Origin of the sequence: Pseudomonas faucium (assembly GCF_021602585.1) — a bacterium.
In the GTDB taxonomy this organism is placed as follows: Bacteria; Pseudomonadota; Gammaproteobacteria; order Pseudomonadales; family Pseudomonadaceae; genus Aquipseudomonas; species Aquipseudomonas faucium.
The window spans coordinates 40,532-65,103 of the sequence record NZ_BQIP01000012.1 but is presented as its reverse complement, the minus strand read 5'-3'; the positions used below and the strand labels follow the sequence as shown (position 1 = coordinate 65,103).

General features: G+C 60.2%; 25 protein-coding genes. 10 read left to right on the top strand and 15 right to left on the bottom strand.

What is annotated here, in order from left to right; all coding sequences use genetic code 11:
• Positions 1 to 70: 70 nt before the first annotated feature.
• Positions 71 to 643 (bottom strand): recombinase family protein, encoded by a 573-nt coding sequence (locus L6D75_RS15675; RefSeq protein WP_176512037.1) that lies wholly within the window; start codon positions 641 to 643, stop codon positions 71 to 73.
• A gap of 224 nt (positions 644 to 867) precedes the next feature.
• On the opposite strand from L6D75_RS15675, the gene drt4 reads away from it, so the two are divergent.
• Positions 868 to 2,457 (top strand): antiviral reverse transcriptase Drt4, encoded by a 1,590-nt coding sequence (drt4, locus tag L6D75_RS15670; RefSeq protein WP_236193678.1) that lies wholly within the window; start codon positions 868 to 870, stop codon positions 2,455 to 2,457.
• 3 nt (positions 2,458 to 2,460) lie between these two features.
• Here the strand turns inward: drt4 and L6D75_RS15665 are convergent, their stop codons facing one another.
• Positions 2,461 to 2,727: a helix-turn-helix domain-containing protein gene (locus L6D75_RS15665; RefSeq protein WP_003252842.1), complete on the bottom strand. Its 267-nt coding sequence runs from the start codon at positions 2,725 to 2,727 to the stop codon at positions 2,461 to 2,463.
• Between the two features lie 433 nt (positions 2,728 to 3,160).
• Here L6D75_RS15665 and L6D75_RS15660 point away from each other — a divergent pair, with 433 nt between their 5' ends.
• A complete protein-coding gene (locus tag L6D75_RS15660) occupies positions 3,161 to 4,147 on the top strand; it encodes a hypothetical protein (protein WP_176512038.1) in 987 nt (328 codons plus the stop codon).
• An 80-nt stretch (positions 4,148 to 4,227) separates the two neighbouring features.
• On the opposite strand, the gene L6D75_RS15655 is transcribed toward L6D75_RS15660, so the two are convergent.
• The 5 genes from L6D75_RS15655 to L6D75_RS15635 form a co-directional block, all read right to left on the bottom strand.
• Complete coding sequence (locus L6D75_RS15655) at positions 4,228 to 4,851, bottom strand: hypothetical protein (protein ID WP_176512039.1); 624 nt, start codon at positions 4,849 to 4,851, stop codon at positions 4,228 to 4,230.
• A 516-nt stretch (positions 4,852 to 5,367) separates the two neighbouring features.
• On the bottom strand, positions 5,368 to 6,654 hold the full coding sequence (locus L6D75_RS15650) for a tyrosine-type recombinase/integrase (RefSeq protein WP_176512040.1): 1,287 nt from the start codon (positions 6,652 to 6,654) through the stop codon (positions 5,368 to 5,370).
• A gap of 237 nt (positions 6,655 to 6,891) precedes the next feature.
• Positions 6,892 to 9,030 carry a TonB-dependent siderophore receptor gene (locus L6D75_RS15645; RefSeq protein ID WP_176512041.1) on the bottom strand — a complete coding sequence of 713 codons (2,139 nt, stop codon included), beginning with the start codon at positions 9,028 to 9,030 and terminating at the stop codon, positions 6,892 to 6,894.
• An 87-nt stretch (positions 9,031 to 9,117) separates the two neighbouring features.
• On the bottom strand, positions 9,118 to 9,498 hold the full coding sequence (locus L6D75_RS15640) for a hypothetical protein (RefSeq protein ID WP_176512042.1): 381 nt from the start codon (positions 9,496 to 9,498) through the stop codon (positions 9,118 to 9,120).
• A gap of 96 nt (positions 9,499 to 9,594) precedes the next feature.
• On the bottom strand, positions 9,595 to 10,788 hold the full coding sequence (locus L6D75_RS15635; RefSeq protein ID WP_176512043.1) for an MFS transporter: 1,194 nt from the start codon (positions 10,786 to 10,788) through the stop codon (positions 9,595 to 9,597).
• A 107-nt stretch (positions 10,789 to 10,895) separates the two neighbouring features.
• On the opposite strand from L6D75_RS15635, the gene L6D75_RS15630 reads away from it, so the two are divergent.
• Complete coding sequence (locus L6D75_RS15630) at positions 10,896 to 11,774, top strand: LysR family transcriptional regulator (protein WP_176512044.1); 879 nt, start codon at positions 10,896 to 10,898, stop codon at positions 11,772 to 11,774.
• Positions 11,775 to 11,814: 40 nt separating this feature from the next.
• Here the strand turns inward: L6D75_RS15630 and L6D75_RS15625 are convergent, their stop codons facing one another.
• Positions 11,815 to 12,564 carry a 3-oxoacyl-ACP reductase family protein gene (locus L6D75_RS15625; protein WP_176512045.1) on the bottom strand — a complete coding sequence of 250 codons (750 nt, stop codon included), beginning with the start codon at positions 12,562 to 12,564 and terminating at the stop codon, positions 11,815 to 11,817.
• 117 nt (positions 12,565 to 12,681) lie between these two features.
• Between L6D75_RS15625 and L6D75_RS15620 the strand changes: the two genes are divergently transcribed.
• Positions 12,682 to 13,620: a LysR family transcriptional regulator gene (locus tag L6D75_RS15620; protein WP_176512046.1), complete on the top strand. Its 939-nt coding sequence runs from the start codon at positions 12,682 to 12,684 to the stop codon at positions 13,618 to 13,620.
• A gap of 107 nt (positions 13,621 to 13,727) precedes the next feature.
• Here L6D75_RS15620 and L6D75_RS15615 read toward each other — a convergent pair whose 3' ends face one another.
• The gene (locus tag L6D75_RS15615) at positions 13,728 to 14,198 is read right to left on the bottom strand and encodes a GreA/GreB family elongation factor (protein WP_176512047.1); all 471 of its coding nucleotides are present in this window, start codon (positions 14,196 to 14,198) and stop codon (positions 13,728 to 13,730) included.
• A 2-nt stretch (positions 14,199 to 14,200) separates the two neighbouring features.
• Positions 14,201 to 14,593 carry a hypothetical protein gene (locus L6D75_RS15610; protein WP_176512048.1) on the bottom strand — a complete coding sequence of 131 codons (393 nt, stop codon included), beginning with the start codon at positions 14,591 to 14,593 and terminating at the stop codon, positions 14,201 to 14,203.
• Positions 14,594 to 14,726: 133 nt separating this feature from the next.
• On the opposite strand from L6D75_RS15610, the gene earP reads away from it, so the two are divergent.
• Together earP and efp are read left to right on the top strand one after the other, a co-directional pair.
• Positions 14,727 to 15,860, top strand: coding sequence for an elongation factor P maturation arginine rhamnosyltransferase EarP (gene earP / locus L6D75_RS15605; protein ID WP_176512049.1), 1,134 nt, complete (start codon positions 14,727 to 14,729; stop codon positions 15,858 to 15,860).
• 48 nt (positions 15,861 to 15,908) lie between these two features.
• On the top strand, positions 15,909 to 16,478 hold the full coding sequence (gene efp / locus L6D75_RS15600) for an elongation factor P (RefSeq protein WP_011532839.1): 570 nt from the start codon (positions 15,909 to 15,911) through the stop codon (positions 16,476 to 16,478).
• Positions 16,479 to 16,537: 59 nt separating this feature from the next.
• Here the strand turns inward: efp and L6D75_RS15595 are convergent, their stop codons facing one another.
• From L6D75_RS15595 to L6D75_RS15585, 3 genes are all read right to left on the bottom strand, one after another.
• On the bottom strand, positions 16,538 to 16,966 hold the full coding sequence (locus L6D75_RS15595) for an organic hydroperoxide resistance protein (RefSeq protein WP_176512050.1): 429 nt from the start codon (positions 16,964 to 16,966) through the stop codon (positions 16,538 to 16,540).
• Positions 16,967 to 17,107: 141 nt separating this feature from the next.
• Positions 17,108 to 17,563, bottom strand: coding sequence for a MarR family winged helix-turn-helix transcriptional regulator (locus L6D75_RS15590; protein ID WP_176512051.1), 456 nt, complete (start codon positions 17,561 to 17,563; stop codon positions 17,108 to 17,110).
• Between the two features lie 55 nt (positions 17,564 to 17,618).
• Entirely contained in the window at positions 17,619 to 18,575 is a 957-nt protein-coding gene (locus L6D75_RS15585; RefSeq protein WP_176512052.1) for a LysR family transcriptional regulator, read from the bottom strand.
• A gap of 114 nt (positions 18,576 to 18,689) precedes the next feature.
• Here L6D75_RS15585 and L6D75_RS15580 point away from each other — a divergent pair, with 114 nt between their 5' ends.
• Positions 18,690 to 19,439 carry a sulfite exporter TauE/SafE family protein gene (locus L6D75_RS15580; RefSeq protein ID WP_176512053.1) on the top strand — a complete coding sequence of 250 codons (750 nt, stop codon included), beginning with the start codon at positions 18,690 to 18,692 and terminating at the stop codon, positions 19,437 to 19,439.
• 43 nt (positions 19,440 to 19,482) lie between these two features.
• On the opposite strand, the gene L6D75_RS15575 is transcribed toward L6D75_RS15580, so the two are convergent.
• Positions 19,483 to 20,334 (bottom strand): LysR substrate-binding domain-containing protein, encoded by an 852-nt coding sequence (locus tag L6D75_RS15575; protein ID WP_176512054.1) that lies wholly within the window; start codon positions 20,332 to 20,334, stop codon positions 19,483 to 19,485.
• 96 nt (positions 20,335 to 20,430) lie between these two features.
• On the opposite strand from L6D75_RS15575, the gene L6D75_RS15570 reads away from it, so the two are divergent.
• Positions 20,431 to 20,649, top strand: a complete 219-nt coding sequence (locus L6D75_RS15570) for a DUF1127 domain-containing protein (protein WP_176512055.1) — start codon at positions 20,431 to 20,433, stop codon at positions 20,647 to 20,649.
• Positions 20,650 to 20,794: 145 nt separating this feature from the next.
• Complete coding sequence (locus tag L6D75_RS15565) at positions 20,795 to 22,015, top strand: winged helix-turn-helix domain-containing protein (RefSeq protein WP_176512056.1); 1,221 nt, start codon at positions 20,795 to 20,797, stop codon at positions 22,013 to 22,015.
• On the opposite strand, the gene L6D75_RS15560 is transcribed toward L6D75_RS15565, so the two are convergent.
• Entirely contained in the window at positions 21,996 to 23,342 is a 1,347-nt protein-coding gene (locus tag L6D75_RS15560; RefSeq protein WP_176512057.1) for a class II 3-deoxy-7-phosphoheptulonate synthase, read from the bottom strand. The genes L6D75_RS15565 and L6D75_RS15560 overlap by 20 nt on opposite strands.
• Positions 23,343 to 23,459: 117 nt before the next feature.
• Between L6D75_RS15560 and L6D75_RS15555 the strand changes: the two genes are divergently transcribed.
• Positions 23,460 to 24,215 (top strand): spermidine synthase, encoded by a 756-nt coding sequence (locus L6D75_RS15555; RefSeq protein WP_176512058.1) that lies wholly within the window; start codon positions 23,460 to 23,462, stop codon positions 24,213 to 24,215.
• Positions 24,216 to 24,572 lie beyond the last annotated feature (357 nt).

Below are 24,572 nucleotides of genomic sequence, written 5' to 3'. Positions count from 1 at the left end.
ACAGAAATTTCTCGAGCTTTATTCTGTCATTTCGTATTGGTGATGAAGGCCATCAGGATGTCGTGGTGTGTCAGATTGCCTTGTTCCAGTGACGTTTGGCAGTGGCGAGACTGATTCCCAGCCTTTCAGCTGCTTGGCTTTGACTCAGGCCCTCAGCCTTGCATTCCTGAACATCCTTGGTGGTCTCGATAGCCTCAGGGCGTCCCAGCTTCTTGCCTTGGGCCTTTGCACGATTGATGCCTGCATGGGTGCGTTCGATCAGTAGGTCGCGTTCAAACTCTGCCACTGCACTCAGTACTTGCATTGTCATCTTGCCCGCTGCACTGGTGAGGTCCACGCCACCAAGGGCGAGACAATGAACACGAATGCCAGCGTTGGACAGGGATTCGACGGTCTGACGCACATCCATGGCGTTACGACCAAGGCGATCAAGCTTGGTGACGATCAGCACGTCGCTTTTCTCCATGCGTTCTAAAAGTTTCTGGAATCCATGGCGATCACTTGCCTGCGTGCTGCCGCTGATGGTCTCAGCGATGACCCGGTGCGGCTCGACATCGAAGCCTGCACTCTTCACCTCTAGCAGTTGGTTGTCGGTAGTTTGGTCACTGGTGGAGACGCGTGCGTAAACGAAAGTGCGTGGCATGGGGTTGTTCTCGTTGGCGTCATCTAATGTGGTGTCATAATATCGATGGTGTCATTAAAGGTAAAGCACATTTAATGACACCAGCAAAGGCCCCTGTTTGCTGGTGTCATTAAACGGACGTATTTTGTAATGGGTAATCGCCACCAGTTGATGGGGGGCGGAGCGGCCAGGGTGGCATGATGTAACTACCCACCCAAATCAAAGTGATCATGAAGGGGGTCGTCATGGACGAAGTAAGGTTCGTATTCGAAGCGCTGACACAGCACAATTTCTTTCCCAATCAAAAATCAGGTGTAGGAGAACTGCCGCCGATATTCAGTACGCGCAGATTTACGCCGGAAATAGTTAATCTGATTGCTGAAGTCGGTAATTCGGATGGCCGAGGAACGCTTGGTTTTGATCTGGTGGAGTATTCAGCCACAAGATATAACAACGTTCCTCGCATTCTAGGTATTCCACATCCCAAGGCATATGGCCGTCTAGTAAGGGCAATCGTTGATAACTGGGAAAGCATCAGGCACGTATGTGATAATGAAAGTAGCAAAATTAAGCCGTACTTTCATGCCGACAGTCGATTGATGGTTATGAACTACGAAGGGTTTCGTGAAAAGGTAATTGATAAATGCAAAAAGTCGTTTGGGAAGAGGTTTCTAGTTAATACGGATATTTCTGGATGCTTCAATAGTATCTACTCGCATGCAATCGAATGGGCGGGGGTAGGTCTCACTGAAGCGAAGGAGGGGCTGGCGACGAAGGTGTATGCCAATCATTGGGCTAAATTGTTGGATAAAGCCCAATCGAGGACTCGTAGAGGGGAAACTCAGGGGGTCACAATCGGTCCTGCTACGTCTAGTGTCATTGTCGAATTGATTCTATCAAAGGTCGATAGTGCCCTGGATGAATTCGAATTTTCCCGATATGTGGATGACTATGTATGTTATTGCTCTGATTCTGGGGAGGCTGACAGATTCTTACGGACCCTGGCCGCTGAACTGAAAAAGTATAAGCTAAGTCTAAATCTGGGGAAGACTGTGGTTGAATCTTTGCCTTCTGCCATCCAGACAGATTGGATTTCCAAGTTGCATGCTGCGCTTCCGGCAGTTGATGATGAAGGCAGGTATCAGTCCGAAGTGGTTATGAGATACATCGAATATGCTATCTCGCTTAACGAGCAAACGCCAGACGGAAGTGTTTTAAAGTATGCAATTCGACAGATTGTATATCGTGTGGAAAAAAGTTCGGCGTCTGTAATTGTTGATTACTTTATTAATTTGAGTTGGCATTACCCGCTTCTCCTGCCGTTCATTGGTTTGTTGTTTGAATTGCATGATTTGGAATATTCGGAGTACGAGGAAAGACTTAATTTGATTATTTTGGAGAATGCGCGGAATTCCAGGTCTGATGGTATGTGTTGGCCGCTTTACTTTATATACAAGTATAACTTGAGATTGGGTGGTGATGCCTTTAGTTCGGTTTTGGGCTCCCGGGACTGCTTGGCACTTTGTGTGGTGATGCTGATTACAGGCTGGAATGGTGAGTTTGAAGAGTTGGCCCAAGCCATAGTGTCGGGGTCAGATTATGATAAAGACCAGCAGTGGGTGTTTTTGTATCAGGCGTTTTTGAAAGGATACATTGCGAATCCATATCAAGATACTTGTTTTGATGTGATGCGCGAAGAATGCGTAGACTTTATGCCGATTGATGATTCCAAAAGTCGGGCTGAGAACTATTGTGTGTACTTGTATGCTGGTCGGGTGTTTTCACCCGAAGAAAAAACTATGTCATATAAGGAATATGTACAAAAACACCCGTAGAAACTATGACTGTGTTTCAGGATGGGCTGATTTCACGCTCGCATAGAAATCTTTCATCAGTTCAACGAAATCACAGCCGAGCACATCGCACAGGTCCAGCATCTGTACGATATCGAGTCGGCGGATTCCGCGTTCTATGTCGCTCATGAAGGATTGGGGGCGTCCAAGGGCCGTCGAGCATTGTGCCTGGGTCAGGCCAGCCTTGATCCGCCGCGCCCTTAGAAGCGCGATGAAAGCAGCGTGTTCTGGTCTATAGATCGCCTTTGGCATGGGGGATACCGTTCTGTGGGGGCGACCAACCTAAATCTGCTTTTCAGATAACTGATTTCTCGATATTCTCGCGGTGACGGGCAATGGTGTGCTTTTAACTAGCGTTCCTGAGCCTATGAGGGCGTCGATGCGGCGTGAGTGATCGAGATTTCTCTAATGAAAAGTCTGCCTGTTGCAATTGGGTTGAACATCCTGTTTCCGGGTGCTGGTTATATCTATTATGGAAAGTTGTTCGTAGGTTTGCTGGTCTTCGCTTTAGGCTTTGTATGTTTCAAGTATGGGTCGGAGGATGCAGTTGTTTGGTTTTGGTTAGGGTTAAACTTAATTATGTTTGTCGATATAAGTATGTTGCATAAGCGGTCGGCGGGAAGCTAGAAGGCTCTATTCTTGGTCGCGTAGTTTTATTCAGAATAATGTACGAAGGATTGTGGTTGTGAAGATGATATGGGTTTTGCTTTGTTATCTTGTACTGTTCGTGAATATTTCTTTCGCGAATGAATCTTCTGAGAGCTTCGAGCGGCAATGTGCAAAGATTAAAGGGGAGGTTCCAAGGTTCAATATTCCGTTCGAGAATATGCGTAGTGCACTTATTGGGTATGTAGTTGTTAATAGTGTGAAAGACGTACACACCCAAACGGACCAAGATTTGCCGTTGCCGTTACGTGAGCGTATTCAAAAGTTGGCGAAGCCTGAATATCGAGCTTACGTAGATGGAGCCATCGGTGTTCGAAAGGAGGTTGCCGCCCAGGCCACGGCAAACGCTTACAAGGGGTTGAGTGAAAATGCCCAAAAATTATACATGCTACATTCGCAGTGCTATGTTTTGGGTGTTTCGAATGAAAAGTCTGATGCGTATTCGGACGCAATGAAGGCTCTGAATGAAACGATATCCCTTGTTGAGTATAAAGTGTATGAATCGGAGGTGGCGGAGGCTGCCCGGCAGCGGCAAGTTGAACATCAGAAAGCTGAAGATTTGAGGCGGCATAATGCAATGCTTTTGCAGAAAGAACTACAAAGTCGGCGCGATAACCCATCCCGTTCCGCTAAGATTGGTCCTTTCTATGTTACTGCTAGCAAATGTAGTGCAAGTGATGTGGTGGACTTGGGTTCGCACTTAATTACAGCACCCTCGGGATCGAAGTTGTTTGTGATTGAAGGTGCTTTCAAGAATGTCAGTAATGAAGGTCAGTTGATTTTACCTGGAATGATACTGATAAAGCATTCTGGTGAAACATACAGGTATGATGTGCTCGAGGTTTTATCGCAGGATCAATTTGCTATTCCGGATCAGCCGATCAATCCCCTGATTACTCAAAAGGTCCGGATAGTGTATCGTGTACCTGATGATGTGTTCGGGCGAGTTCGGTGGCAACCAGGCCGTAACCCTGATCGGCTGACTGTAGATTGCGGTTCAATTTAGGTCGAGTGCTGCTAGCCACCATAACGTCACCTACTAAAACAAGTGGTGACGTTATTGGTTTTCGAAAGTGGACTGTGGTATTACCATGTTATGCCGCTGTAAGCTCCTGTGGTGGATTTTGAGAGCGGTGCGGGTGGCGACCCATGCCAGGGTATAGGGGTGGCTATGAATTGCTCTAAAATCGCTTCTGGTGGCGTTTCTGGGGTTTGGTGCTGGGCGTGAATTGTCAGTGGTCGTTTTCCACTTTTTTTCCACTTACTGACATCTGATTGAACCTTTTTGCAGCAACTGGTCGATTGTTGTCCTTCATTCTTTGTGCTTGTTTTGGAAAGATAACTCATCCATTTGAAGTATTCGTCCATGCCATTTTCCGATACAAGAAGTTGGCCGTGGGTATTATTCTTTGGTGTTATTACTTTGTAGTCCGATAGAAAGTCGGCTGATTTCAGTTCTGCAAGAAAGTGTTGGATGCTTTTCTTTGTGTTGATCTTTCCGTCAATTATTATAGATATATGGTAATGAATTCCATTGTCGCGGGGGTCGTCTTCTTTGACTGAGACTCGAAGCGGGATGTAACCGAATTTTCTTTTGTAGAATGTTGTTAGTCTTGCTGAAAATGATTGGAGCGTCATTTTCTTGGTGAGTCTTATTCTTATGTGAAGTCCTAATGGTGTTTTGAGATTTTGGCTCGAGTGGTAGATCATAACATACAGGTTTTCCAGTATGTTGGTTCTGCATGTAAGTTTGCTATTGCATTTGATTTCTTTCTTTAGAAAGTGGTCTTGGTTGAATGTGTTCTTCATTGATCTGCGGTGTTGCTTTAGCTTAAAGTTGATTGTTCCCGGTGGATTATATTCCCGTCTTTCGATTCTTTGGTCGTTCTTGGCTGGCAGTCTTCCCCCGTGGATTCACTACAAGAGGAGAAATAACGTTCCCCCATTGAAATCAGGCCTTAAAGGGCATGTTCCTTAGCTTTCACATGGGGTGCTGTTGTTTGCAAGTCAATCGTTAGGGGGCGGAGATTGTGGCGTTGTTCGAGGAGCGGTATTTATATAAAATTCAGGGGTGTTGTGGGGCTGTGATGTTGTCAACATACCATGAAGTCAGCCGTTTCTAAACATTCGACGCAAATTTTGTGTGGGTAAGCTGTCGTTGCAAGTGGGTGGTGACTTTTTCTATATGGCAGCCCTTGATGTGTAGGGCTGCCAGGTTCCATTCAGCTACTCACTGAAGTCGAATTGAATGCAGTCCAAGGCCGTCTTCATCTGCTCGACCGTTGGTCCTTTGGCATATATATCGAATGTGATGGTTCCTCTGGCGTGACCGAGGATAGACATGATAGTCAGAGGTGGGATTCCAGAGCGTTCAAGCATAGTTGCTGTGGTTTTTCGAATGCTGTGGAAAACCTTTTCATTCCCGAACCCCATCTTCTTTTTCAAGCGCCCAAATCTTTTTGATAGTGGGTCTGATCGTTTGCCGTACTTGTTGTTCCCGCTTGATGCTATTAGGAAGCCGTCTGGTGTGGCTTTGCAAAGCTCTGAGAACAGTTTTTCGAGTTTTGATGGGATTGCAATTGTTCTGTTGCCTGCCCTTGTTTTTGCATCAATGACAGTGAATGATGTTTCTGTGACCCTGGATTTGTGCAGCTGGCATATTTCTTCAATGCGGCAACCGGTGTATGCTCCAATCATGATCGTATTTGCAAGCATCTGATCGCCAGATTTCATGGATTCTGCAAAAATCTGTTCGACTTCTTCTTTTGTGAATGCAGTATATGATGTCTTGGTTTGCTCTTTTCGCATTGATGGGATTTTGTGGTCCGCGAAAGGGTTGTCCTTGTCTTTTAGTCTTCTATCTTTGATTGTCAGAAATTTCCAAAATGCTCGACATGCAAATATGGCTGTTTGTTTTGATTGTTTAGAAAGTTTTAGGCTTTGAAGAAAACTTTCGAAGGACTCATGGGTGATCTGTAGTGTGTTTTCATCCATAAACTTTGCGTAGCGACGCACAAAGGATGCCTGTGTTGCAGCAGTCTTCTCGATGACGTGGAAGTCTGATTGATGCTTTTGGAATTCGGTGATTAGCTTTTCGTTTATTGCGGTAACATGGTTTGTGTTACCTTTTACTATGTCCTTTAATTGGTTTCTAAGCGGCTCGGAAAGTCCGTGTTTTAGTGCTATCTGAATTATCCCGACGTCTCGAATCTCATGCGGTTCACTCAGGTCGTCGGAAGGTGCTTTAGCAATTGCAGCAAAAACCTTTTGACGAAGTTCTTCAGCCTCTACCTTCCATATTGGGGAATCTTGACCGTCTCTGGCCGCTTGAATCTTTCGTTTCCAGTCTGCGAGGATGGACAAACTAGCGGTTTTAGCGACGTTGCGGTTCCCCGTTCTCAAGCTTTTCGTAAGAACCTTTTTGAAGAAAAAGTCGGGGTGTGTTCGTACGTCCAGAGGGATGTCCAGGCGGACGTGCCAAGTGCCGCCTTTCAGAATGAGATGATCTGCCATGGGTGGCGCTCGGTGGTTTCTATCCACTGATTCTACCCAAAATACGATTTTGCTCCAATGGTGCCGGTTTTGAAGGGTTTGTATCATTTATGGCGGTGAATCCCTTCTTCACCGCCACATTCTGCGAAGAGCCCCCGAGCTGAAAAGTTCGGGGGCTTTTTGCATTCTGGGTCACCCAGATTGTCCTGAGGGCAGTGCTCTGTGGGAGGAGGCTTGCCCCACTCCCACAGTAGAAGGTCAGAAGCTGACCGAAGCCGACAAGCGCGCCGTGCGCGGCGCCCCCTGGAACAGGTAGTTGTCGCCCAGGTAATCGCCCACGTCCCGCCAGTAGCGCTTGTCGAACAGGTTATCCACGGTCAACCGCAGCACCGTGTCATACCCCCCCATGCGCGTGCGATACCGGCTCCCGACATCGAACACGGTATACCCGCCAACCGCCACATTCCCCGCCTGGCTCGCATACTTGCTGGCGCTGTAGCGCGCCCCGCCGAGCAATGCCAGGCCCGGCAGCGGCAGGCTGTACTCGGCGTGCAAGGCCGCGCGCAGGTTCGGCACGTTGATCGCCTGGTGGCCTTCGTAGGCATCGGTGTCGCTGTTCTTCACCCGCGCGCGAATCGCCGCGGCGCTGGCCTGCAGCTGCAGGTTGGAGGTCACCCAGCCGCTGGCGCCCAGCTCCAGGCCGATGTTCTTCTGCTGGCCCTGCTGCACATAGGTGAAGCTGCCGTCGCCTTCCGGCCGTGCGTACTGGTACGCCTGGCGAATCTGGAACAGCGCGGCGCTCAAGCTCATGCCCTGCCAATCGCGCTTGATGCCGAGCTCCAGCTGATGGGAGAGGGTAGGGGCGAGAATTTCTGCGGCGTTGCTGGCAAACCAGGGCGCCGTGCCGCCGGCCGACAAACCCTTGGCGTAGCTGGCATACAGCGTGGTATCGGGGCGCGGCTTGTAGATCAGCGCGGCGTTGGGCAGCAGTTGGTATTGCTGGGTGTGGCGCCCGGCTGCGCCATTTTCGTCCCAGGTCTTTTCGTCCAGGCGCACTTCGCGGGCGCCGAGCACGGTCTGCCAGTGTTGGTCGAAGGTGATGCGGTCACTGATGAACACCCCGTACTGGCGGCTGTCCAGGCGCCGCTCGCTGGCGCCTGTCGGTCTGTCCGACGGCGGCACCGCAGGCGCGCCGGTATAGATGTTGCCGCTGCCGACCAAGTCGTTGTAGTAGGGGCGCTGGTCGAGGGTGCGGCGTTGCGCGCTGCTGCCCAGGGTCAGCTCGTGGCCGACACCCAATGCATCGAAGCGGCCGTTTAGCAGGGCCTGGGCTTCATCGATGCGGCGGGTGTCGTCGGGGCTGCGAAAGTCATAGATGTCGTAGTCACCCTCGGGGCTGAAGTGCGACTGCATGCCGCCGCCGCTGCCCCAGGCAAAGGCGCTGTAGTCATCGATCACCACCTTGCTGCGCGAGGCGCTCAAGGTGCCGCTCCAGGCCTCGTTGAAACGGTATTCGAAGCGCCCGCCCAGGTTCAGCGCATCGTTTTGCACGGGTTTGGCCCAGTGCTGGTAGGCCAGGCGGTCATCCGGGTCGACGCCGTGGGGCAGGGCGCTGCCGCCGAGCAGTTGGTAGCCGGGCACCGAGCGCTGCTCGCGGTGCTGGAACTCGGCATCGAGTTGCAGCGTGGCATCCGGGTTGATCTGCCAGTCGAAGGCCAGCGAGGCGAAGTCGCGCTTGCCGTCGGCATGGTCGACGTAGGAGCGGATGTCCTCGTGGGCAAGGTTGGCGCGCAGGCCGAACTGGCGCTCGCTGCCGAACCAGCCGCCAAGGTCGGTGGCCAGGTAGCGCTCGGCCTGCTCGTTGGTCGAGACCGTCACGCTGCGCACGTCCGCGGCGCGCTTGGTCACGTAGTTGATCAGCCCGCCGGGCTCCGACACGCCGCTTTGCAACCCCGACAAGCCCTTGAGCAATTCGACCTGCTGCTTGTTTTCCAGCGCCACGTTCTGCTCGCCGGCAATGGTCTGGCCATTGATGCGGTAGCTGCTGGCCGCGTTGAGCTCGAAGCCGCGCACGTTGAAGTTTTCGTAATAGCCGATGGGCGCGTAGCTTTCGCCGACCGAGGCATCGCTCTGCAGCACCTGGCTGAGCAGGCGCACCTGGCGGTCTTCGATCAGTTGCTGGTTGAACACGCTGACCGCCGCCGGCGTGTCGAGCAACGGCGCGGCCTGGAACCCGCCCACCGAGGCTTCCCGCGCCTGGTAGCCGTCGTCGCCGTAGGTGTCGGAAACCTGCACCGGGGCCAGTACGACGCTGTCTTCGGCCGTGGCATGCGGGCAGTGCAAGGCCAGGCCCAGGCTGAGCAGGCTCAGGGGCAGGCGGGGGTGAGGCAGAGGCATTACCGGAGTCCTTAGCTGGCGTAGACCGCACGGCGCCCGGGTGCAGGCGCGGTGCGGTCAAAAAGCCGCCATGTTACCCGAAGACCCTCAGTCTGCGTTGGCGGGCCGCCGGTGCTGGCGCCAGCTGTCGTCGATCTTCGACCAGGTCTTGCCGTCGGTGACCGCCATCAGCTTGCGGCCATCCTTGAAGGTGGCCAGGAAGGTGGCTTCCTGCTCCTTGCCGCCGAGCCAGAGCCCGGCCAGCAAGCCCACCGGGCCTGCCACCAGGGCGCCGGCCACGCCCCAGCCGATGGCGGTACCGAGGCTGCGGTTGGATTCAAGGCTGGCAAGGCGCAGGTCGCTGATGCGTGCCAGGGAAATCCGCTCGCCAGGCGAAGGGCTGCGCGGGGTCTTGAGAGTGAGCGATCCATTGCGAAACTCGCCTTCACCTTGCAAGAAATCGCCGGATTGCACCGTGAGTCTTGTCATTGTGTCGTCCTGTCAGTGGAAGGGCTTTTGACCTGGGCTTTAATGAGCGCCGCGGCGCCAGGCAAGTCAACGATCAGGCGACAGAGGGTAGCGGCGCTATGTCGCGGGAGCCTGCATGGCCCGCTGGCGCTTGCGTTCGGCGCCAACCCAGACCAGCAATGCCAACGTCCCGATGGCCAACCCGGCGACCACGATGCCCATCCAGCCCTGATGCTGGAACAATTGCGTGCCCAGCAACGAGCCTAGCGCGCCGCCGATGAAATAACAGGTGATGTAGCCGGCATTGAGGCGCGTGCGTGCCTCAGGCCGCAGGGCGATCACCGCATTCTGGTTGCTCACGTGCACCAGCTGCACGGCCAGGTCCAGCACCAGCACGCCTACTAGCAACGCGGGCAGCGAGTGCTGGGCGAAGCCCAGCGGCACCCATGCCAGCAGCAAAGCGACCAGGCCGACAGTGGTGCCCAGCGAGCCCTTGCCGCGGTCTGCCAGGCGCCCGGCCCAGTTGGCCGACAGCGCACCCGCCGCACCGGCCAGGCCGAACAGGCCGATCACCGCGTCGGAATAATGGTAGGGCTCGTTGGCCAGCAGAAACGCCAGGGGCGTCCAGAACAAAGCGAACAGGCTGAACGCCAGCAGGCCCAGCAGCGAACGCAGGCGCAGCACCGGCTCCTCGACGAACAGGCGGAACACCGAGCCGATCAAGGCCGGGTATTTCAGCCCCGCATGGCTGTCGTGTTGCGGCAGGCTGCGGTACAGGGCGACGGCGGTGATGGCCATGAGCACGGCGGCCAGCACATAGATGCTGCGCCAGCCCCCCAGTTCGGCCATGAAGCCTGCCGCCGTGCGCGCCAGCAGGATGCCCAGCAGCAGGCCGCTCATCAACGTGCCCACCACCCGGCCGCGCTGCTCGGGTGCGCTCAAGGTTGCGCCCAGTGGCACGAGAATTTGCGCCACCACCGAGAACAGGCCCGTGAGCACGGTACCCAGCAGCAACCAGGGCAGGCTCGGGGCGCAGGCGCTGATGACCAGGCCCAGGGTGGCGATCGCGGTCATCACCACGATCAGCCGGCGCTGCTCGAACAGGTCACCCAGCGGCGCCAGCAGCAACAGCCCGGCGCCATAGCTGAGCTGGGCGGCGATGACGATGCTGCCGGCGCTGGCGGTGCTCAGGCCGAACTGCTCGGCGATGCTGTGCAACAGCGGTTGGGCGTAGTAGTTGCTGGCCACGGCCAGGCCGGTGGCGGTGGCCATCAGCAGGATCAGGGCACGGCTCAAGGTGGGGGCGTTCATGGCAATCTCGGTGCGGGCAGGGGTGAGTGGCAATTAGTATCTGGAGTTGTCTGGCATGACGCCAATGTATAGTTATCAGCTTATCCATCTCGAAAGCAGATAGATCGATGAACCTCAAGCAGCTTGAATATGCCTTGGCCGTGGCCGACACCGGCAGCTTCACCCGCGCCGCCGAGCGCTGCCATGTGGTGCAGTCGGCGCTCAGCCATCAGGTGGCGCGCCTGGAGGCGCAACTGGGCGTCAGCCTGTTCGAGCGTAGTTCGCGGCGGGTGCGCCTGACGCCTGCGGGCGAAGCCTTCGTGCTCAGCGCCCGCCCGGCCGTGGAGGCCGCCGGGCGGATCGCCGATGACGTGGCCGCAGCCTGTGGCCAGGTGCGTGGGCGGCTGTCGATTGGCGAGATCAGTTCGCTGACCGCGCTGGACCTGGTTGAACTGCTGGCGCAATTTCATGGCCGCTACCCGGATGTGGACGTGCGCTGGCTCACGGCCAAGAGCGAGTGGCTGATAGCGGACGTGTGCGAGCGGCGCCTGGATGTGGGGTTCATCGGCCTGTGGCAGGGCGAAGTGGTGCAGGGTGTCCAGCATCGTCTGCTGGCGCGTGAGGAACTGGTGGCCTTGTTGCCACCGGGCCATCGCCTGGCGGGCCGCCCCCAACTGACGCTCGCCGACCTGGCTGGCGAGGTGCTGGTGGATTTCCCTGAAGGTACCGGCGCGCGGCGCCAGACCGATGAAGCCTTCCAGGCGGCGGGGCTGGTGCGGCGGGTGCAGTTCGAGATCGGCCATATTCGTCTGGTGGAGAAATTCGTGCAGCGGGGCATGGCGGTCGGGCTGGTGCCCGAGCGCAGTGCCCAAGGTATCCCGGGCGTGGCGGTCGCGCGGCTGGCCGATGCGCCCGTGCGGCATTTGTATGCGGTGTGGTCGAACAGCCCCACGCCTGCAGCGCGGGCATTTCTGGGCCTGCTCGAACAGCATCTGATGCCGGGCTGAAAGCGGTTGCCGGTGCGCACGGGCACCGGCAAGCGTTCGATCAGGCTGCGAAGCCGCCGTCGGCGGTCAGGCTGGCCCCGGTGATGTAGCCGGCCTCCGGCCCCGCCAGGTAGGCGACGAAGCTGGCGATCTCGTCGGCCTGGCCGTAACGCCCGATCGCCATCAGCGGGATCAGGCTCTCGGCGAACTCGCCGCTGGCCGGGTTCATGTCGGTGTCCACCGGCCCCGGTTGCACGTTGTTCACGGTGATGCCCTGCGGCCCCAGGTCACGCGCCATGCCTTTGGTCAGGCCCACCAGCGCCGACTTGCTCATGGCATACGCTGCCCCGCCGGCGAACGGCATGCGCTCGGCGTTGGTGCTGCCGATGTTGATGATGCGCCCGCCCTGGCCCATGTAGCGGGCGGCGGCTTGGCTTGCGACGAACACGCTGCGCACGTTGACGGCCAGGGTACGGTCGAAGTCCGCCAGGTCGAAGTCGGCCAGTGGCGCAACCGCCAGCACGCCGGCGTTGTTGACCAGGATGTCGAGGCGGCCGAAGGCTTTCACGGTGTCGTCCACCGCCAGTTGCACGGCCGCGGCGTCGGCGCTGTCGGCGCGCAGGGCCAAGGCCTGGCCGCCGGCGGCCTGCACTTCTTCTACCAGGGCCTGGGCCGGGCCTTCGGAGCTGACATAGGTGAAGGCCACCTGGGCACCTTCGCGGGCCAGGCGGCGCACGATGGCGGCGCCAATGCCGCGCGAACCGCCCTGGACCAGGGCCACTTTGCCTTCGAGGTTAAATTGCTTGGACATGCTGATCTCCTGCTGGAAGCAAGGCCGAATGCCTTGGATGGGCGCAGTATCGACCGTGGATTACCTACTGATAAGATGGCAATCACTATCAGCAGAGTGAACCTTTGGTTGGCAATCATGGCCACGGAATCCTTTAGCGCCCTCGAATGTTTCATCCGCAGCGCCGAGGTCGGCAGTTTCGCCGAGGCAGCCAGGCGCCTGAGCCTGACCCCGGCGGCAGTGGGCAAGCACGTCGCCCAGCTGGAAGCGCGCCTTGGCGTGCGGCTGTTCCAGCGTAGTACGCGCAAGCTGACCCTGACCGAAGCGGGGCAGCGATTTCTCGGTGAGGTGAGCGACAGCTTTCGTACCATCCAGTACGCCGTGGCCAATCTGGCAAGCGCCGAAGGCCAGCCGGCGGGGCTGTTGCGGGTGAGCATGGGCACGGTGTTCGGCCGGCTCTATGTGTTGCCGCTGCTGGGCGAATTCTTGCGGCGCTACCCGGCGATCACCCCGGACTGGCATTTCGACAACCGCCAGGTCGACCTGATCGGCCAGGGCTTCGATGCTGCCATTGGCGGTGGCTTCGAGCTGCCGCCCGGGGTGGTGGCGCGCAAGCTGACGGTGGCGCATCGGGTGTTGGTGGCGTCACCCGGCTACCTGCAACAGCATGGGCCGATCGAACACCCCGAAGTGCTGCAGCGGCATGCTGGGATATTGATCCGCTCACCGCAAACCGGGCGTGTGCGCAGTTGGCCGCTGACCAGCCGCGCGCAGGAGCAGCAGCCTTTGCTGCTGCGCCAGGCGATGACCATGAGTGATTCCGATGCCGCTTGCGCGGTGGCCGTGCAGGGGTTGGGGATAGCCTTGGTGAGCCTGCCGTTTGCCGTGCCTTACCTGGACGCCGGGGCGCTGCAGCGGGTGTTGCCGGATTGGTATGTGGACGATGGGCATATCAGCCTGTACTACGCCGGGCACAAGCTGTTGCCGGGCAAGACCCGGGCGTTCATCGATTTTGTGGTGGAGCAGTTTGCCGAGCGGGGGTTGGCGGGGCGGTTCGATGCGTTGGCTCAAGGGTAAGACGGTGTTGGCCCTATCGCCGGCAAGCCGGCTCCCACAAGATCTTGCGCTGAACCTGAGAGCAGTGGAGCACCTGTGGGAGCCGGCTTGCCGGCGATAGAGCCCGCTCAGGCAACCGCGATAACGAAGAACACCTGCGCCCCCAGGCTCACCTCATCGTCGATCTTCCTGCCAACCAGCAACTGCCCCAGGGGCGAGCGCGGGGTAATCACGGTCACCAACCCATCCCCCTCGCCAATCTTCAGCCCCGCTGCCTCTGGCCCCAGAAACAGCAACCGCTGCCCGCCATCCTCATCCTCCAGCGTCACCAGGTTGCTCACCTGCACGCCCCGCGCCGGGTCGTAGTCACGCAGCAACAACTGCTGGTAGGTCAGCAACGCCTGGCGAATTTCGGCCGTGCGCCGGGCCTGGCCGGTGGCCAGATACGAAGCCTCCAGGCCCAGGGTGTCATACTTGTTCTCGGCGATGTTCTCTTCGGCGGTGGCGGTTTCGTAGGCGGTCTGCGCCGCGCGGCGCAGCACCTCCATGTCCGCTTCCAGGGCGGCGATGATGCCGCTGAGCAGGGTGGCCTTGTCCATGATCAGTAACAGAACTCCAGCACGTTGGCCTGGCTCTTGTCGGTTGGCGCAGTGCGGTTCTGCGACAGCCAGAACTGGCACTTGGGGCTGTTGAGGTTGCGCGGGTTGCCCTGGGCGGCCTCGGCGGCCTGCTGCAGCTCCTGCTTGTGCAGGATGGCCTTGTAGCGCTCGAACATCTCGCCTTGCGCGTCGGCAGGCGCTGCGGGCGCTGGCGCTTTGCGGGCAACGGCCGGGGCGAGCACCTGGGCCACCGGCTGCACCTGCTCTGGCCACAGCCGCAGGGCCAGCCACAGGCTCAGGGCGATGGCCACGGCGCCGAGCCACAGGCCAAAGGCCACGCAAACGATGAGCTGCAGGGGCTTGAGGGTGATCTTCAGTTCACGGGGGCGGGGCATGGCGGCCTCCTGGCAGGGCGAGTCGAGGCGCCATTGTCGCATGGCCTTGGGCGAAATTTCAGCGCCGGCGCTTTTGTCGGCGACAATTTAGCCGCAGAATTCTCGGTTTTTGCGCAGGGCGAGCGGAGGGCACATGAAGGTCACCTGGGACATTTTCTGCACCGTCGTCGACAACTATGGCGACATCGGCGTGACCTGGCGCCTGGCCCGGCAGCTGGTGGCCGAGCACGGCCTGGCGGTGCGCTTGTGGGTGGACGACCTGAACGCCTTCGTGCCCATGTGCCCGGGCGCTGATGCCAGTGCCGCGCAGCAATGGCAGCAGGGCGTGGAGGTGCGTGCCTGGCCCGCCCAGTGGCAGCCGGTGGAGCCGGCGGACGTGGTAATCGGTGCCTTTGCCTGCCAGCTGCCGGCGCCGTACATCGAGGCGATGCGAGCCCGCGCCACGCCGCCATTGTGGCTGAACCTCGACTACCTCAGCGCCGAAGACTGGGTCGAGGGTTGCCACGGCCTGCCGTCGCCGCAAGCCAATGGCCTGCGCAAGGTGTTCTTCTTCCCGGGGTTCACCGACAAGACCGGTGGGTTGCTGCGCGAGGCGCCATTGCTGGCGCAGCGTGATGCCTTGCAGCAGTCGCCCGAGGCGCGCACGGCGTTCTTGCAGGGGCTGGGTGTTCAGCTGGAGAAGGGTGCACAGCTGATTTCGCTGTTCGCCTACGAAAACCCACAACTGGGCGCCTGGCTCGATGCGCTGGCCGCAGACAGCTGCGCCACTCACCTGGTAGTGCCCAGTGGGCGCATTCTGGGGGACCTGGGCAACTGGCTGGGCGAACCCGCGCTTGCAGTGGGCGACCTGCACCAGCGCGGCGCGCTGACCGTGCAGGTGTTGCCGTTCGTCAGCCAGGACGACTACGACCGCCTGCTCTGGTGCTGCGACTTCAATGCCGTGCGCGGCGAGGATTCGTTCGTGCGCGCACAGTGGGCCGGGCGCCCCATGCTCTGGCACATCTACGTGCAGGAAGAAAACGCCCATTGGGAAAAGCTCGAAGCGTTCCTTGGGCATTATCGGCAAGGCTTGTCGGACGATGCCGCACAGGCGCTGATGGCATTATGGCGTGCCTGGAACATGGACCACGACATGCGCCAGGCCTGGCAAGCGGCCCGCAAACATTGGCCGCAACTGCAGCAGCATGCCCGCGATTGGGCGGCCCGGCAGGCCGCTCGGCCGGACCTTGCCAAGGCGCTAGTACAGTTTTACCGAAATTCGCTATGATACGCGGCCTCGATTTTTATAAATCCATCCAGATTCGGATACTTCGTAATGAAAACTGGTAAAGAACTGAAACCCGGTACCGTACTGCGGATCGACAACGACCCGTGGCTGGTACAGAAAGCCGAATTCACCAAGTCGGGTCGCAACAGCGCGATCATGAAGACCAAGCTGAAGAACCTGCTGACCGGCTACAAGACCGAAACCGTCTACGGTGCCGACGACAAGCTGGACGACGTGATCCTGGATCGCAAAGAAGCGACCCTGTCGTTCATCAGCGGTGACTCGTACACCTTCATGGACACCACCGACTACACCATGTACGAACTGAACGCCGAAGACATCGACGCCGTTCTGCCGTACATCGAAGAAGGCATGGAAGACATCTGCGAAGCCGTGTTCTTCGAAGGCCGTCTGGTATCGGTTGAACTGCCGACCACCATCAGCCGTCAGGTTACCTACACCGAGAACGCCGCCCGTGGCGACACCTCCGGCAAGGTCATGAAGCCTGCCAAGCTGAAGAACGGTACCGAGATTCAGGTTGCCGACTTCATCCAGATCGACGAGTGGATCGACATCGACACTCGCGACAACAGCTTCAAGGGCCGTTCCAAGAAGTAATTCTTCTTGTGATGAGCACGAAAAACCCGGCCTTGGCCGGGTTTTTTTGTGCCTGCGATTTACACCGTCACATGCAACCGCACATCGACATTGCCGCGGGTGGCGTTGGAGTACGGGCAGACCTTGTGCGCCTTTTCCACCAGCCCTTCAGCGTCGGCCTGGGCCAGGCCCGGCAGGTTGACATGCAGGTCGATATCCAGGCCGAAACCGCCTGGGATCTGGCCGATGCCGACCTTGGCAGTGATCGAGGCGTCGGCGGGCAGTTGTTTCTTCTCCTGGCCGGCGACGAACTTCAGCGCGCCAATGAAGCAGGCCGAGTAGCCGGCGGCGAACATCTGCTCGGGGTTGGTGCCGTCACCGCCCGCACCGCCCAGTTCCTTGGGGGTGCTCAGCTTGACTTGCAGCTTGCCGTCGCTGGAGCGGGATTGGCCGTCGCGACCGCCGGTGGAAGTGGCTTCTGCGATGTACAGGGGAGTGACCTTTTGCATGATGAGCCTCGCGAATGTGCTGTGCGCCCTGGTCAAGGCAGGTGCGCCGGGTGGGTACGGGATTTAAATTAGCGCGCAATTAGTTTGCGCGCAAGATAAATACTCACCGTCCATCGGAACGGGCATCACACAGCTTAGCCCTCAGAGGTGCTCTTGCAGGTTGTTGCGCAGGTCGAGCAAGTCCGCTTGCAGTTGCTTGAGGCGTTCCAGGCTGCGGCCGCTGGCCTTGAGGATACATGGCGGCACCGCCTTGGCTTGCTCTTGCAGGGCTCGCCCTTTGTCGGTCAGGTGCACCAGCACCACCCGTTCATCCTCGCGGCTGCGGTTGCGTTCGAGCAGGCCTTCGCTTTCCAGGCGCTTGAGCAGGGGCGTGAGCGAGCCGGGGTCGGTCAACAGGTGCTGGCTGATTTCGCCCACCGTGCGCCCGTCCTGCTCCCACAGCACGAGCATGGCCAGGTACTGCGGGTAGGTCAGGCCCAGTGCCTGGAGCAGAGGCTTGTAGACCTTGGTCATCAGCAACGAGGTGGAGTGCAGGGCGAAACAGACCTGGTTGTCCAGCAGCAGCTCGTCACAGGAGGCGTGGGTGTCGGCGTTCATGCAGGTCCTTGAATGTCATCGATAGAGAAATCTAGCACGCTGATGATTAGTGCGCTCATTGCCAGCGCAATTCGCTGCGCAGCGCCAGGTCCCACGGCGGGATCGGGCTGAAGCGGCTCTTGAGGAATTCGAGCAGCAAGCGACTGCGAGAGTTCGTTTCATGTTCCAGGCGCAACGCATAAATGCCGCTGGACTCCGCCGCCGGCAGGCCGCTGTGGCAGAACAGCGGCACCAGTTCGCCGCGCAGCAGGTAGTCGCTGATCAGCCAGGTCGGCAAATGGGCGATGCCAAGGCCGGCCAGGGCGCCGAACAGCAGGGTTTCGGCGTTGTTGGCGGTCATGCGCATGCGCGAGGGGCGGAACTGGCGCGCCTGGCCTTGCACCGTGAAGCGCCAGGCGAAGGGCGGTGCCAGGCTGTCCCAGTCCAGGCCGTCATGTTCGGGCAGCTGGCTGGGGCAATCGGGCAGGCCGCGGCTGGCAAGGTAGGCGGGGCTGGCGCAGGCGATGCGCACCATGTACGCCAGCGGCGTGGCCACCAGGCGCGTGTCGGCCAAGGGGCCTGCGCGCAGCACCAGGTCGACTTCGCCCAGGTGGCTGCCGTGCAGGTCGACGAAGCTGTCGATCAGCCGCAATTGCACGTCCAGGCCCGGGTATGCCACCAGGAAGTCGGCAATGGCCGGGGCCAGGTGGCGGCGGCCGAAGGCGGCGGGGGCATCGATGCGGATCAGGCCTTCCGGGGCATTGCTCAGCGACACCGCTTCGGCGCGGGCCAGGCGCAGTTCCTCGATGATGCGCCGGGCGCGTTCGGCAAAGGCCTTGCCGGCCGGGGTGGCGCGCACGGCGTGGGTGCTGCGGGTGAACAGGCGGCTGCCCACCGCGCTTTCCAGGTTGTCGATGCGCCGGGCCACGGCAGACGGGGTCAGCGGGTGGCGGCGCGCGGCGGCGGAAAAGCTCCCGGCCTCCAGCACATCGAGGAACAGGCTCAGTTGGTCGGTCAGGGTATCTGGGCTCATGGGCCACCTTGCTTATGCATGAAACGCACAGCCATTGTGCGTTGCTGTGCGTTTCCGTGCCAGAGCGCACTGGTTAGCATGCGGGTATAACTTACGCAGGCGGACGAGGCCCTGATGATCGAGTGGTTGTTGTATATCGCCCTGGGCGCGGCCCTGGGCACCATGGGCGGCTTGTTCGGCATTGGTGGAGGGCTGATTGCCATCCCGGCGCTTGGGGTGTTGTTCGGCCTGGACCAGCAGTTGGCGCAGGGCACGGCGCTGGTGATGGTGGTGCCCAACGTACTGCTGGCGCTGTGGCGTTACCACCAGCGCAACCGCATCGAGCTGCGCCATGCGCTGCCACTGTCGCTGTGCAGTTTCCTGTTTGCCTGGCTGGGCTCGATCTGGGCGGTGGGCATCGATGCGCATTCCATGCGCCTGGGGTTCGTCGGGTTTCTGGTGGCGCTGGCGGTGTGGAACGTGGCGCGGATGTTCCTCAAGGTGGCACCGGCCAGCAACGAGCTGCGTTATCCCTGGCCGTGGCTGGGCGTGCTGGGCAGTTTTGCCGGCACCATGGGCGGTTTGTTCGGGGTCGGCGGCGCGGTGGTGGCCACGCCCATTCTGACCAGCGTGTTCGGCACCACCCAGGTGGTGGCGCAGGGGCTTTCGCTGGCGCTGGCGGCGCCGAGTACCACGGTGACCTTGCTGACCTATGGCGTGCACCAGAGTGTCGACTGGAGCGTGGGCATTCCTTTGGCGGTGGGCGGGCTGCTGAGTATCAGCTGGGGCGTGCGCCTGGCCCATGCGCTGCCGGAGAAGGTGTTGCGCGGGATGTTCTGCGTGTTTCTGGTGGTGTGTGCGGTGATGCTCGGGTTCGAGCTTTAGGGGCTGCTACGCAGCCCAATCGCCGGCATGCACCTCCTGCCGTTCACTGGAACCCTTCGACGATGTAGTCGGCCATGCAATCGGTAATCGGTGACTGGGTCTGGGTATTGCGCAGCAGCATCACATTCGCCACCGGCAACTGCGGCAGCCCATCCTGCTCCCCGAGAATGCGGATGTTGCCGGCAATCAGGCTCTGCAGCTGCGCCGTCACCGCCAGCCCTGCGGTGACGATGGCAAAGATCGCCGCCAGGCTGGGGCTGGTGTAGGCGATGCGGTAGTCGATGCCCTGGGCCTCCAGGGCATTGCAGGTCCAGCCGCGGCAGAAGCAGTCGGTATTGAACAGGGCCAGTGGAATCGGCCGTTGCTCCTGTGGGCAAAAGCCTTCGGCAGCGGCCCACACCAGGCGTTCCTGGCGCAGCAGCTGGCCCACTTCATTGCCTGGCTCGCGGGTGACGATGGTCAGGTCCAGGTCCTGGCGCAGCATCAGTTGCTTGGACGAGTCGCAATGCACCTCCACCTGCACCAAGGGGTAGGCCTGGGCAAAGCTGGAAAGGATCGTCGGCAGAAAGCGCATGGCGTAATCATCCGGGGTGCCAATGCGCACCAGCCCGACCATGTGCGGCATGCGCAGGGTATTGAACACTTCGCCATGCAACTTGAGGATGCGCCGGGCATAGCCCAGCAGCACCTGGCCCTCGGCGGTCAGGCGTACCTGGCGGCCGTCGCGTTCGAAAAGCTGGCGCTGCAGGATGTCTTCCTCCAGGCGTTTCATCTGCATGCTCACGGCCGACTGGGTGCGGTTGACCACTTCCCCGGCGCGGGTGAAGCCGCCTTGCTCGGCGATGGCGACGAAGGTGCGCAGCACGTCGGCATCGAGGCTCTGGTACTGGGACATTGCATCAATCTCCGAGATGCATGGCATCAGAAACATTCGTTGGATTGATCTTATGCCTGGCCTGAGACTGGAGCCATCAACACGGAGGGCTTCACGATGAAAGGTCATGTCAGCACCATCCAGCAACCTGCCTTCTCCCTGAACCACCTGTGGCACGCGGCTGCCGACCGCCCGCTGCGCTGGTACGAGCTGTATTGCCAGCGCCGCGAGCTGGCCCGCCTCAGCGATGCCACCTTGCACGACCTGGGGTTGAGTAGGGCGGATATTCAGCAAGAGGCCGAGCGGCACTTTTGGGATGACCCGCTGCGCAAGTAGGCTAAGTTTGTCGGTGTATTTGCCGGCCTCTTCGCGGGGCAAGCCCGCTGCCACGGGTGCTTCACTGTTCTCAAGGCAGTGGGGTATCTGTGGCAGCGGGCTTGCCCCGCGAAGCAGTCGAGCAGTCACCCACAGGAGGCCTGAAGTGTTGCTCAAGCTGTCAATCAATCAGGCCCGGCGCCTGGCCTTGTCTGCCCAGGGCTTCGCCAAGCCGCCTCAAGCCTGCCCGACGCTGCCTGCGATCAAGCGCATGCTGCAGCGCCTGGGCGTCGTGCAGATCGATTCGGTCAATGCCCTGGTCCGCTCCCATTACCTGCCGTTGTTCTCCCGCCTGGGCGACTACGCCCCCGCGATGCTCGACCAGCTCGCCTGGGGCCGTGGCCGGCAGCGCCAGCTGTTCGAGTACTGGGGCCACGAGGCCTCGTTGCTGCCCTTGAGCCTTTACCCAATGCTGCGCTGGCGCATGGCCCATGCCGCTGACGGTCGCGGCATCTATCGCCAGCTGGCGCAGTTTGGCCGCGAGCGCCAGGACGTGATCGCCCGGGTGCTGCGAACCGTGCGCGAACAAGGCGCGCTGGGCGCCGGCAGCCTGTCCACGCGCCAGGAGCGCGCCGGCCCCTGGTGGGACTGGAGTGAAGAAAAGCACGCCCTGGAGTGGCTGTTCGCCGCCGGCGAGGTGACCGTGGCAGGAAGGCGCGGCTTCGAACGGCTCTACGATGTGCCGGACAAGGTACTGCCACGAGCGATCCTCGACCTGCCCCAGCCGCGCGAGGCTGAAGCCCACCAGGGCCTGATGCTGCACGCCGCGCAAGCCTTGGGCGTGGCGACCGAGCGTGACCTGCGCGACTACTTCCGCCTGGAGCCTGGGCAGGCAAAGGCGGCGCTGGCCGAACTGCTCGCCGATGGCCGCTTGCAAGCGGTGCAGGTGCAAGGCTGGAAGCAGCCTGCCTACTGCGCCGGTACGCCGCGCATTCCCCGGCAAGTCGCAACCAGCGCCTTGCTCTCGCCATTCGATTCACTGGTCTGGGAGCGCGAGCGTACCGAGCGGCTGTTCGATTTCCGTTACCGCCTGGAGATCTACACCCCGGCCCACAAGCGGGTCTACGGCTATTACGTGCTGCCCTTCCTGTTCGATGGACGCATCGCCGCGCGCGTGGACCTGCGCGCCGAGCGGGCGCAGGGGCAACTGGCGGTGCACGCCGTGCATGCCGAGGCAGCGGGCTTGGGCGAGGCGGGTTATCAGGCGCTGGCCGCGCAGCTGCTGCACCTGGCCCGGTGGCTGGGCCTTGAGCGGGTGCGACTGAACTGCCCGCGCGAGGAGGGCAGCCAGTTGCGTCGGGCGCTGCTCAGCGGCGCACTTGCTTGAGGGTTTCGGCGATCAGGAAGGCCAGCTCCAGCGACTGGTCGGCGTTCATGCGCGGGTCGCAGTGGGTGTGGTAGCGGTCTGACAGCGCATCTTCGGTGATCGGGCGTGCGCCGCCGATGCATTCGGTGACGTTCTGCCCGGTCATCTCGATATGGATGCCGCCGGCGTGGCTGCCCTCGGCCTGGTGCACCTGGAAGAACTGCTTCACTTCATCGAGGATCTGCGCGAAGTCGCGGGTCTTGTAGCCGCTGCTCGCCTTGATGGTGTTGCCGTGCATCGGGTCGGAGCTCCACAGCACCTTGCGCCCCTCGCGCTCGACGGTGCGGATCAGCCCAGGCAGGTGCTCGCCGACCTTGCCGGCCCCCAGGCGCACGATCAGGTTGAGCCGGCCCGGGTCGTTGCTCGGGTTGAGCGTGTCGATCAGGCGGATCAGTTCTTCAGGGTTCATGCTCGGGCCGACCTTGACCCCGATCGGGTTGTGCACCCCGCGCAAAAACTCCACATGCGCGCCATCGAGCTGGCGGGTGCGGTCGCCGATCCACAGCATGTGCGCCGAGCAGTCGTAGTAGTCGCCGGTCAGGCTGTCCTGGCGCACGAAGGCTTCTTCGTAGTTCAGCAGCAGCGCCTCGTGGGCGGTGAAGAAGCTGGTTTCACGCAGTTGCGGGGCGTTGTCCAGGCCGCAGGCGCGCATGAAGGCGAGGGTTTCGTCGATGCGGCTGGCCAACTGGTGGTACTTGTCGGCCAGCGCCGAGTTGGCGATGAAATCCAGGTTCCACTTGTGCACCTGGTGCAGGTCGGCGAAGCCGCCCTGGGCGAAGGCGCGCAGCAGGTTGAGGCTGGCAGTGGCCTGGTGGTAGGCCTGCAGCAGGCGGTCCGGGTCCGGCACGCGGCTTTTTTCGTCGAAGCCGATGCCGTTGACGATGTCGCCACGGTAGGCCGGCAGGGTGACGTTGCCAATGGTTTCGTCGCCCGAGGAGCGCGGCTTGGCGAACTGGCCGGCCATGCGCCCGACCTTGACCACCGGGCAGCCGGCGGCAAAGGTCATGACGATGGCCATTTGCAGCAGCACCTTGAAGGTGTCGCGGATTTTCGCCGCCGAGAACTCGGCGAAGCTCTCTGCGCAGTCGCCGCCCTGCAGCAGGAAGGCGCGCCCCTCGGTGACCTCGGCGAACTGCCGGCGCAGCTCGCGCGCTTCGCCGGCGAACACCAGCGGCGGGTAGCTGGCCAGGGTCTGCTCGACCTTGAGCAGGTGCGCGGCATCGGGGTAGGTCGGTTGCTGCTGGATCGGCAGGGCACGCCAGCTGTCAGGGCTCCACGGTCGGTTCATCACAGGCTCGGTCTGGTCGGTTTGGGCATGCCTGCCATGGTAACAGTTGCCGCCGCGCTTGTTGCATCGGGGGCGTTGGCGGACAATGCGCGTTTTGCGCGGGCAGGTGGCAGGTAGATGGCAACGGAGCGGGAAGAGCGGCTGTTGGCCCGGGTCGAGGATGCCTTTGGCGTGATCAGCGTGTACGAGGTGGACGACTACCGCTTCCTCGAGTTCGGCGATGCCATCGAGCAGAGCTGCGTGTTCACCGCCGACCCCAGCTGGCTGGAGTATGACTACACCCGCGCCATGCTGGTCGGTGCGCTGTGCCATCAGCAGCCGGAAAGCGCGCTGTTCCTCGGCCTTGGCGCCGGCACCCTGACCCAGGCGTGCATGAAGTTCTTGCCGCTGGAGGATATCGAAGCCATCGAACTGCGCGCCGATGTGCCGCGCCTGGCCATGGAATACATGGGCCTGGACGACGACCCGCGGCTGTACGTGCGCATTGGCGACGCCCTGGAGCTGCTGCCCACGGCGGAGAAGACCGACTTGTTGTTCGTCGACCTGTACACCGACCATGGGCCGGGTGTCGGGCACCTGGCCTGGAACTTCCTTGGAAACTGCCAGAAGCAGCTCAACCCGGGCGGCTGGCTGGTGATCAACCAGTGGGCCAGCGACGACGGCAGGCCGCTGGGCGCGGCGCTGCTGCGCGGGCTGTACCACCGGCATTACTGGGAGCTGCCGGTGAAGGAGGGCAACGTGATCCTGCTGGTGCCGGCCGACCTTGACCAGCAACTGGACCTGGACGGTGTGCGGGCGCGGGCCGAGGCGCTGGCGCCGCGGCTGGGGTATGGCCTTGAAGGATTGATCCGAGAGATTCGGCCGGCCAGCTGAAGATCTGCTGGGTGGCTTGTGGCCCTATCGCCGGCGAGCCGGCTCCCACGCCGATCAGCGCTGTTCTTGTGGGAGCTGGCTACCCATGCCGATCGGCGCTGTTCTTGTGGGAGCCGGCTTGCCGGCGATGGGGCCAGTAATTTCAACCAGGAAGTAACGTTTCAGCCAGCCATCGCTGATGGCCCCCTACTGGCCTCAAACCCCGAAAATTTTCCTCACTGCCTTCTGTTAATTCGGGTATAGTACGCGCCGGTCTTTTAGCGGACCTCAAAATCAGGTGGTGCAAATCCTCCGAGTCCAGCTTCGGCTGCACGTCCGCTAGGCGGACCTTCCCAAGTTTTCTTTTTCAATCGTTTT

What these genes read in the sequence shown, in the direction of transcription:
- L6D75_RS15610 (WP_176512048.1), bottom strand. Translation starts at nt 14,593, where the DNA reads ATGCCCCGCCCCCGTGAACTGAAGATCACCCTCAAGCCCCTGCAGCTC.
- L6D75_RS15665 (WP_003252842.1), bottom strand. Translation starts at nt 2,727, where the DNA reads ATGCCAAAGGCGATCTATAGACCAGAACACGCTGCTTTCATCGCGCTT.
- L6D75_RS15630 (WP_176512044.1), top strand. Translation starts at nt 10,896, where the DNA reads ATGAACCTCAAGCAGCTTGAATATGCCTTGGCCGTGGCCGACACCGGC.
- L6D75_RS15650 (WP_176512040.1), bottom strand. Translation starts at nt 6,654, where the DNA reads ATGGCAGATCATCTCATTCTGAAAGGCGGCACTTGGCACGTCCGCCTG.
- drt4 (WP_236193678.1), top strand. Translation starts at nt 868, where the DNA reads ATGGACGAAGTAAGGTTCGTATTCGAAGCGCTGACACAGCACAATTTC.
- earP (WP_176512049.1), top strand. Translation starts at nt 14,727, where the DNA reads ATGAAGGTCACCTGGGACATTTTCTGCACCGTCGTCGACAACTATGGC.
- L6D75_RS15655 (WP_176512039.1), bottom strand. Translation starts at nt 4,851, where the DNA reads ATGATCTACCACTCGAGCCAAAATCTCAAAACACCATTAGGACTTCAC.
- L6D75_RS15620 (WP_176512046.1), top strand. Translation starts at nt 12,682, where the DNA reads ATGGCCACGGAATCCTTTAGCGCCCTCGAATGTTTCATCCGCAGCGCC.
- L6D75_RS15580 (WP_176512053.1), top strand. Translation starts at nt 18,690, where the DNA reads ATGATCGAGTGGTTGTTGTATATCGCCCTGGGCGCGGCCCTGGGCACC.
- L6D75_RS15585 (WP_176512052.1), bottom strand. Translation starts at nt 18,575, where the DNA reads ATGAGCCCAGATACCCTGACCGACCAACTGAGCCTGTTCCTCGATGTG.
- L6D75_RS15590 (WP_176512051.1), bottom strand. Translation starts at nt 17,563, where the DNA reads ATGAACGCCGACACCCACGCCTCCTGTGACGAGCTGCTGCTGGACAAC.
- L6D75_RS15675 (WP_176512037.1), bottom strand. Translation starts at nt 643, where the DNA reads ATGCCACGCACTTTCGTTTACGCACGCGTCTCCACCAGTGACCAAACT.
- L6D75_RS15560 (WP_176512057.1), bottom strand. Translation starts at nt 23,342, where the DNA reads ATGAACCGACCGTGGAGCCCTGACAGCTGGCGTGCCCTGCCGATCCAG.
- L6D75_RS15615 (WP_176512047.1), bottom strand. Translation starts at nt 14,198, where the DNA reads ATGGACAAGGCCACCCTGCTCAGCGGCATCATCGCCGCCCTGGAAGCG.
- L6D75_RS15595 (WP_176512050.1), bottom strand. Translation starts at nt 16,966, where the DNA reads ATGCAAAAGGTCACTCCCCTGTACATCGCAGAAGCCACTTCCACCGGC.
- efp (WP_011532839.1), top strand. Translation starts at nt 15,909, where the DNA reads ATGAAAACTGGTAAAGAACTGAAACCCGGTACCGTACTGCGGATCGAC.
- L6D75_RS15570 (WP_176512055.1), top strand. Translation starts at nt 20,431, where the DNA reads ATGAAAGGTCATGTCAGCACCATCCAGCAACCTGCCTTCTCCCTGAAC.
- L6D75_RS15625 (WP_176512045.1), bottom strand. Translation starts at nt 12,564, where the DNA reads ATGTCCAAGCAATTTAACCTCGAAGGCAAAGTGGCCCTGGTCCAGGGC.
- L6D75_RS15645 (WP_176512041.1), bottom strand. Translation starts at nt 9,030, where the DNA reads ATGCCTCTGCCTCACCCCCGCCTGCCCCTGAGCCTGCTCAGCCTGGGC.
- L6D75_RS15575 (WP_176512054.1), bottom strand. Translation starts at nt 20,334, where the DNA reads ATGTCCCAGTACCAGAGCCTCGATGCCGACGTGCTGCGCACCTTCGTC.
- L6D75_RS15640 (WP_176512042.1), bottom strand. Translation starts at nt 9,498, where the DNA reads ATGACAAGACTCACGGTGCAATCCGGCGATTTCTTGCAAGGTGAAGGC.
- L6D75_RS15635 (WP_176512043.1), bottom strand. Translation starts at nt 10,788, where the DNA reads ATGAACGCCCCCACCTTGAGCCGTGCCCTGATCCTGCTGATGGCCACC.
- L6D75_RS15555 (WP_176512058.1), top strand. Translation starts at nt 23,460, where the DNA reads ATGGCAACGGAGCGGGAAGAGCGGCTGTTGGCCCGGGTCGAGGATGCC.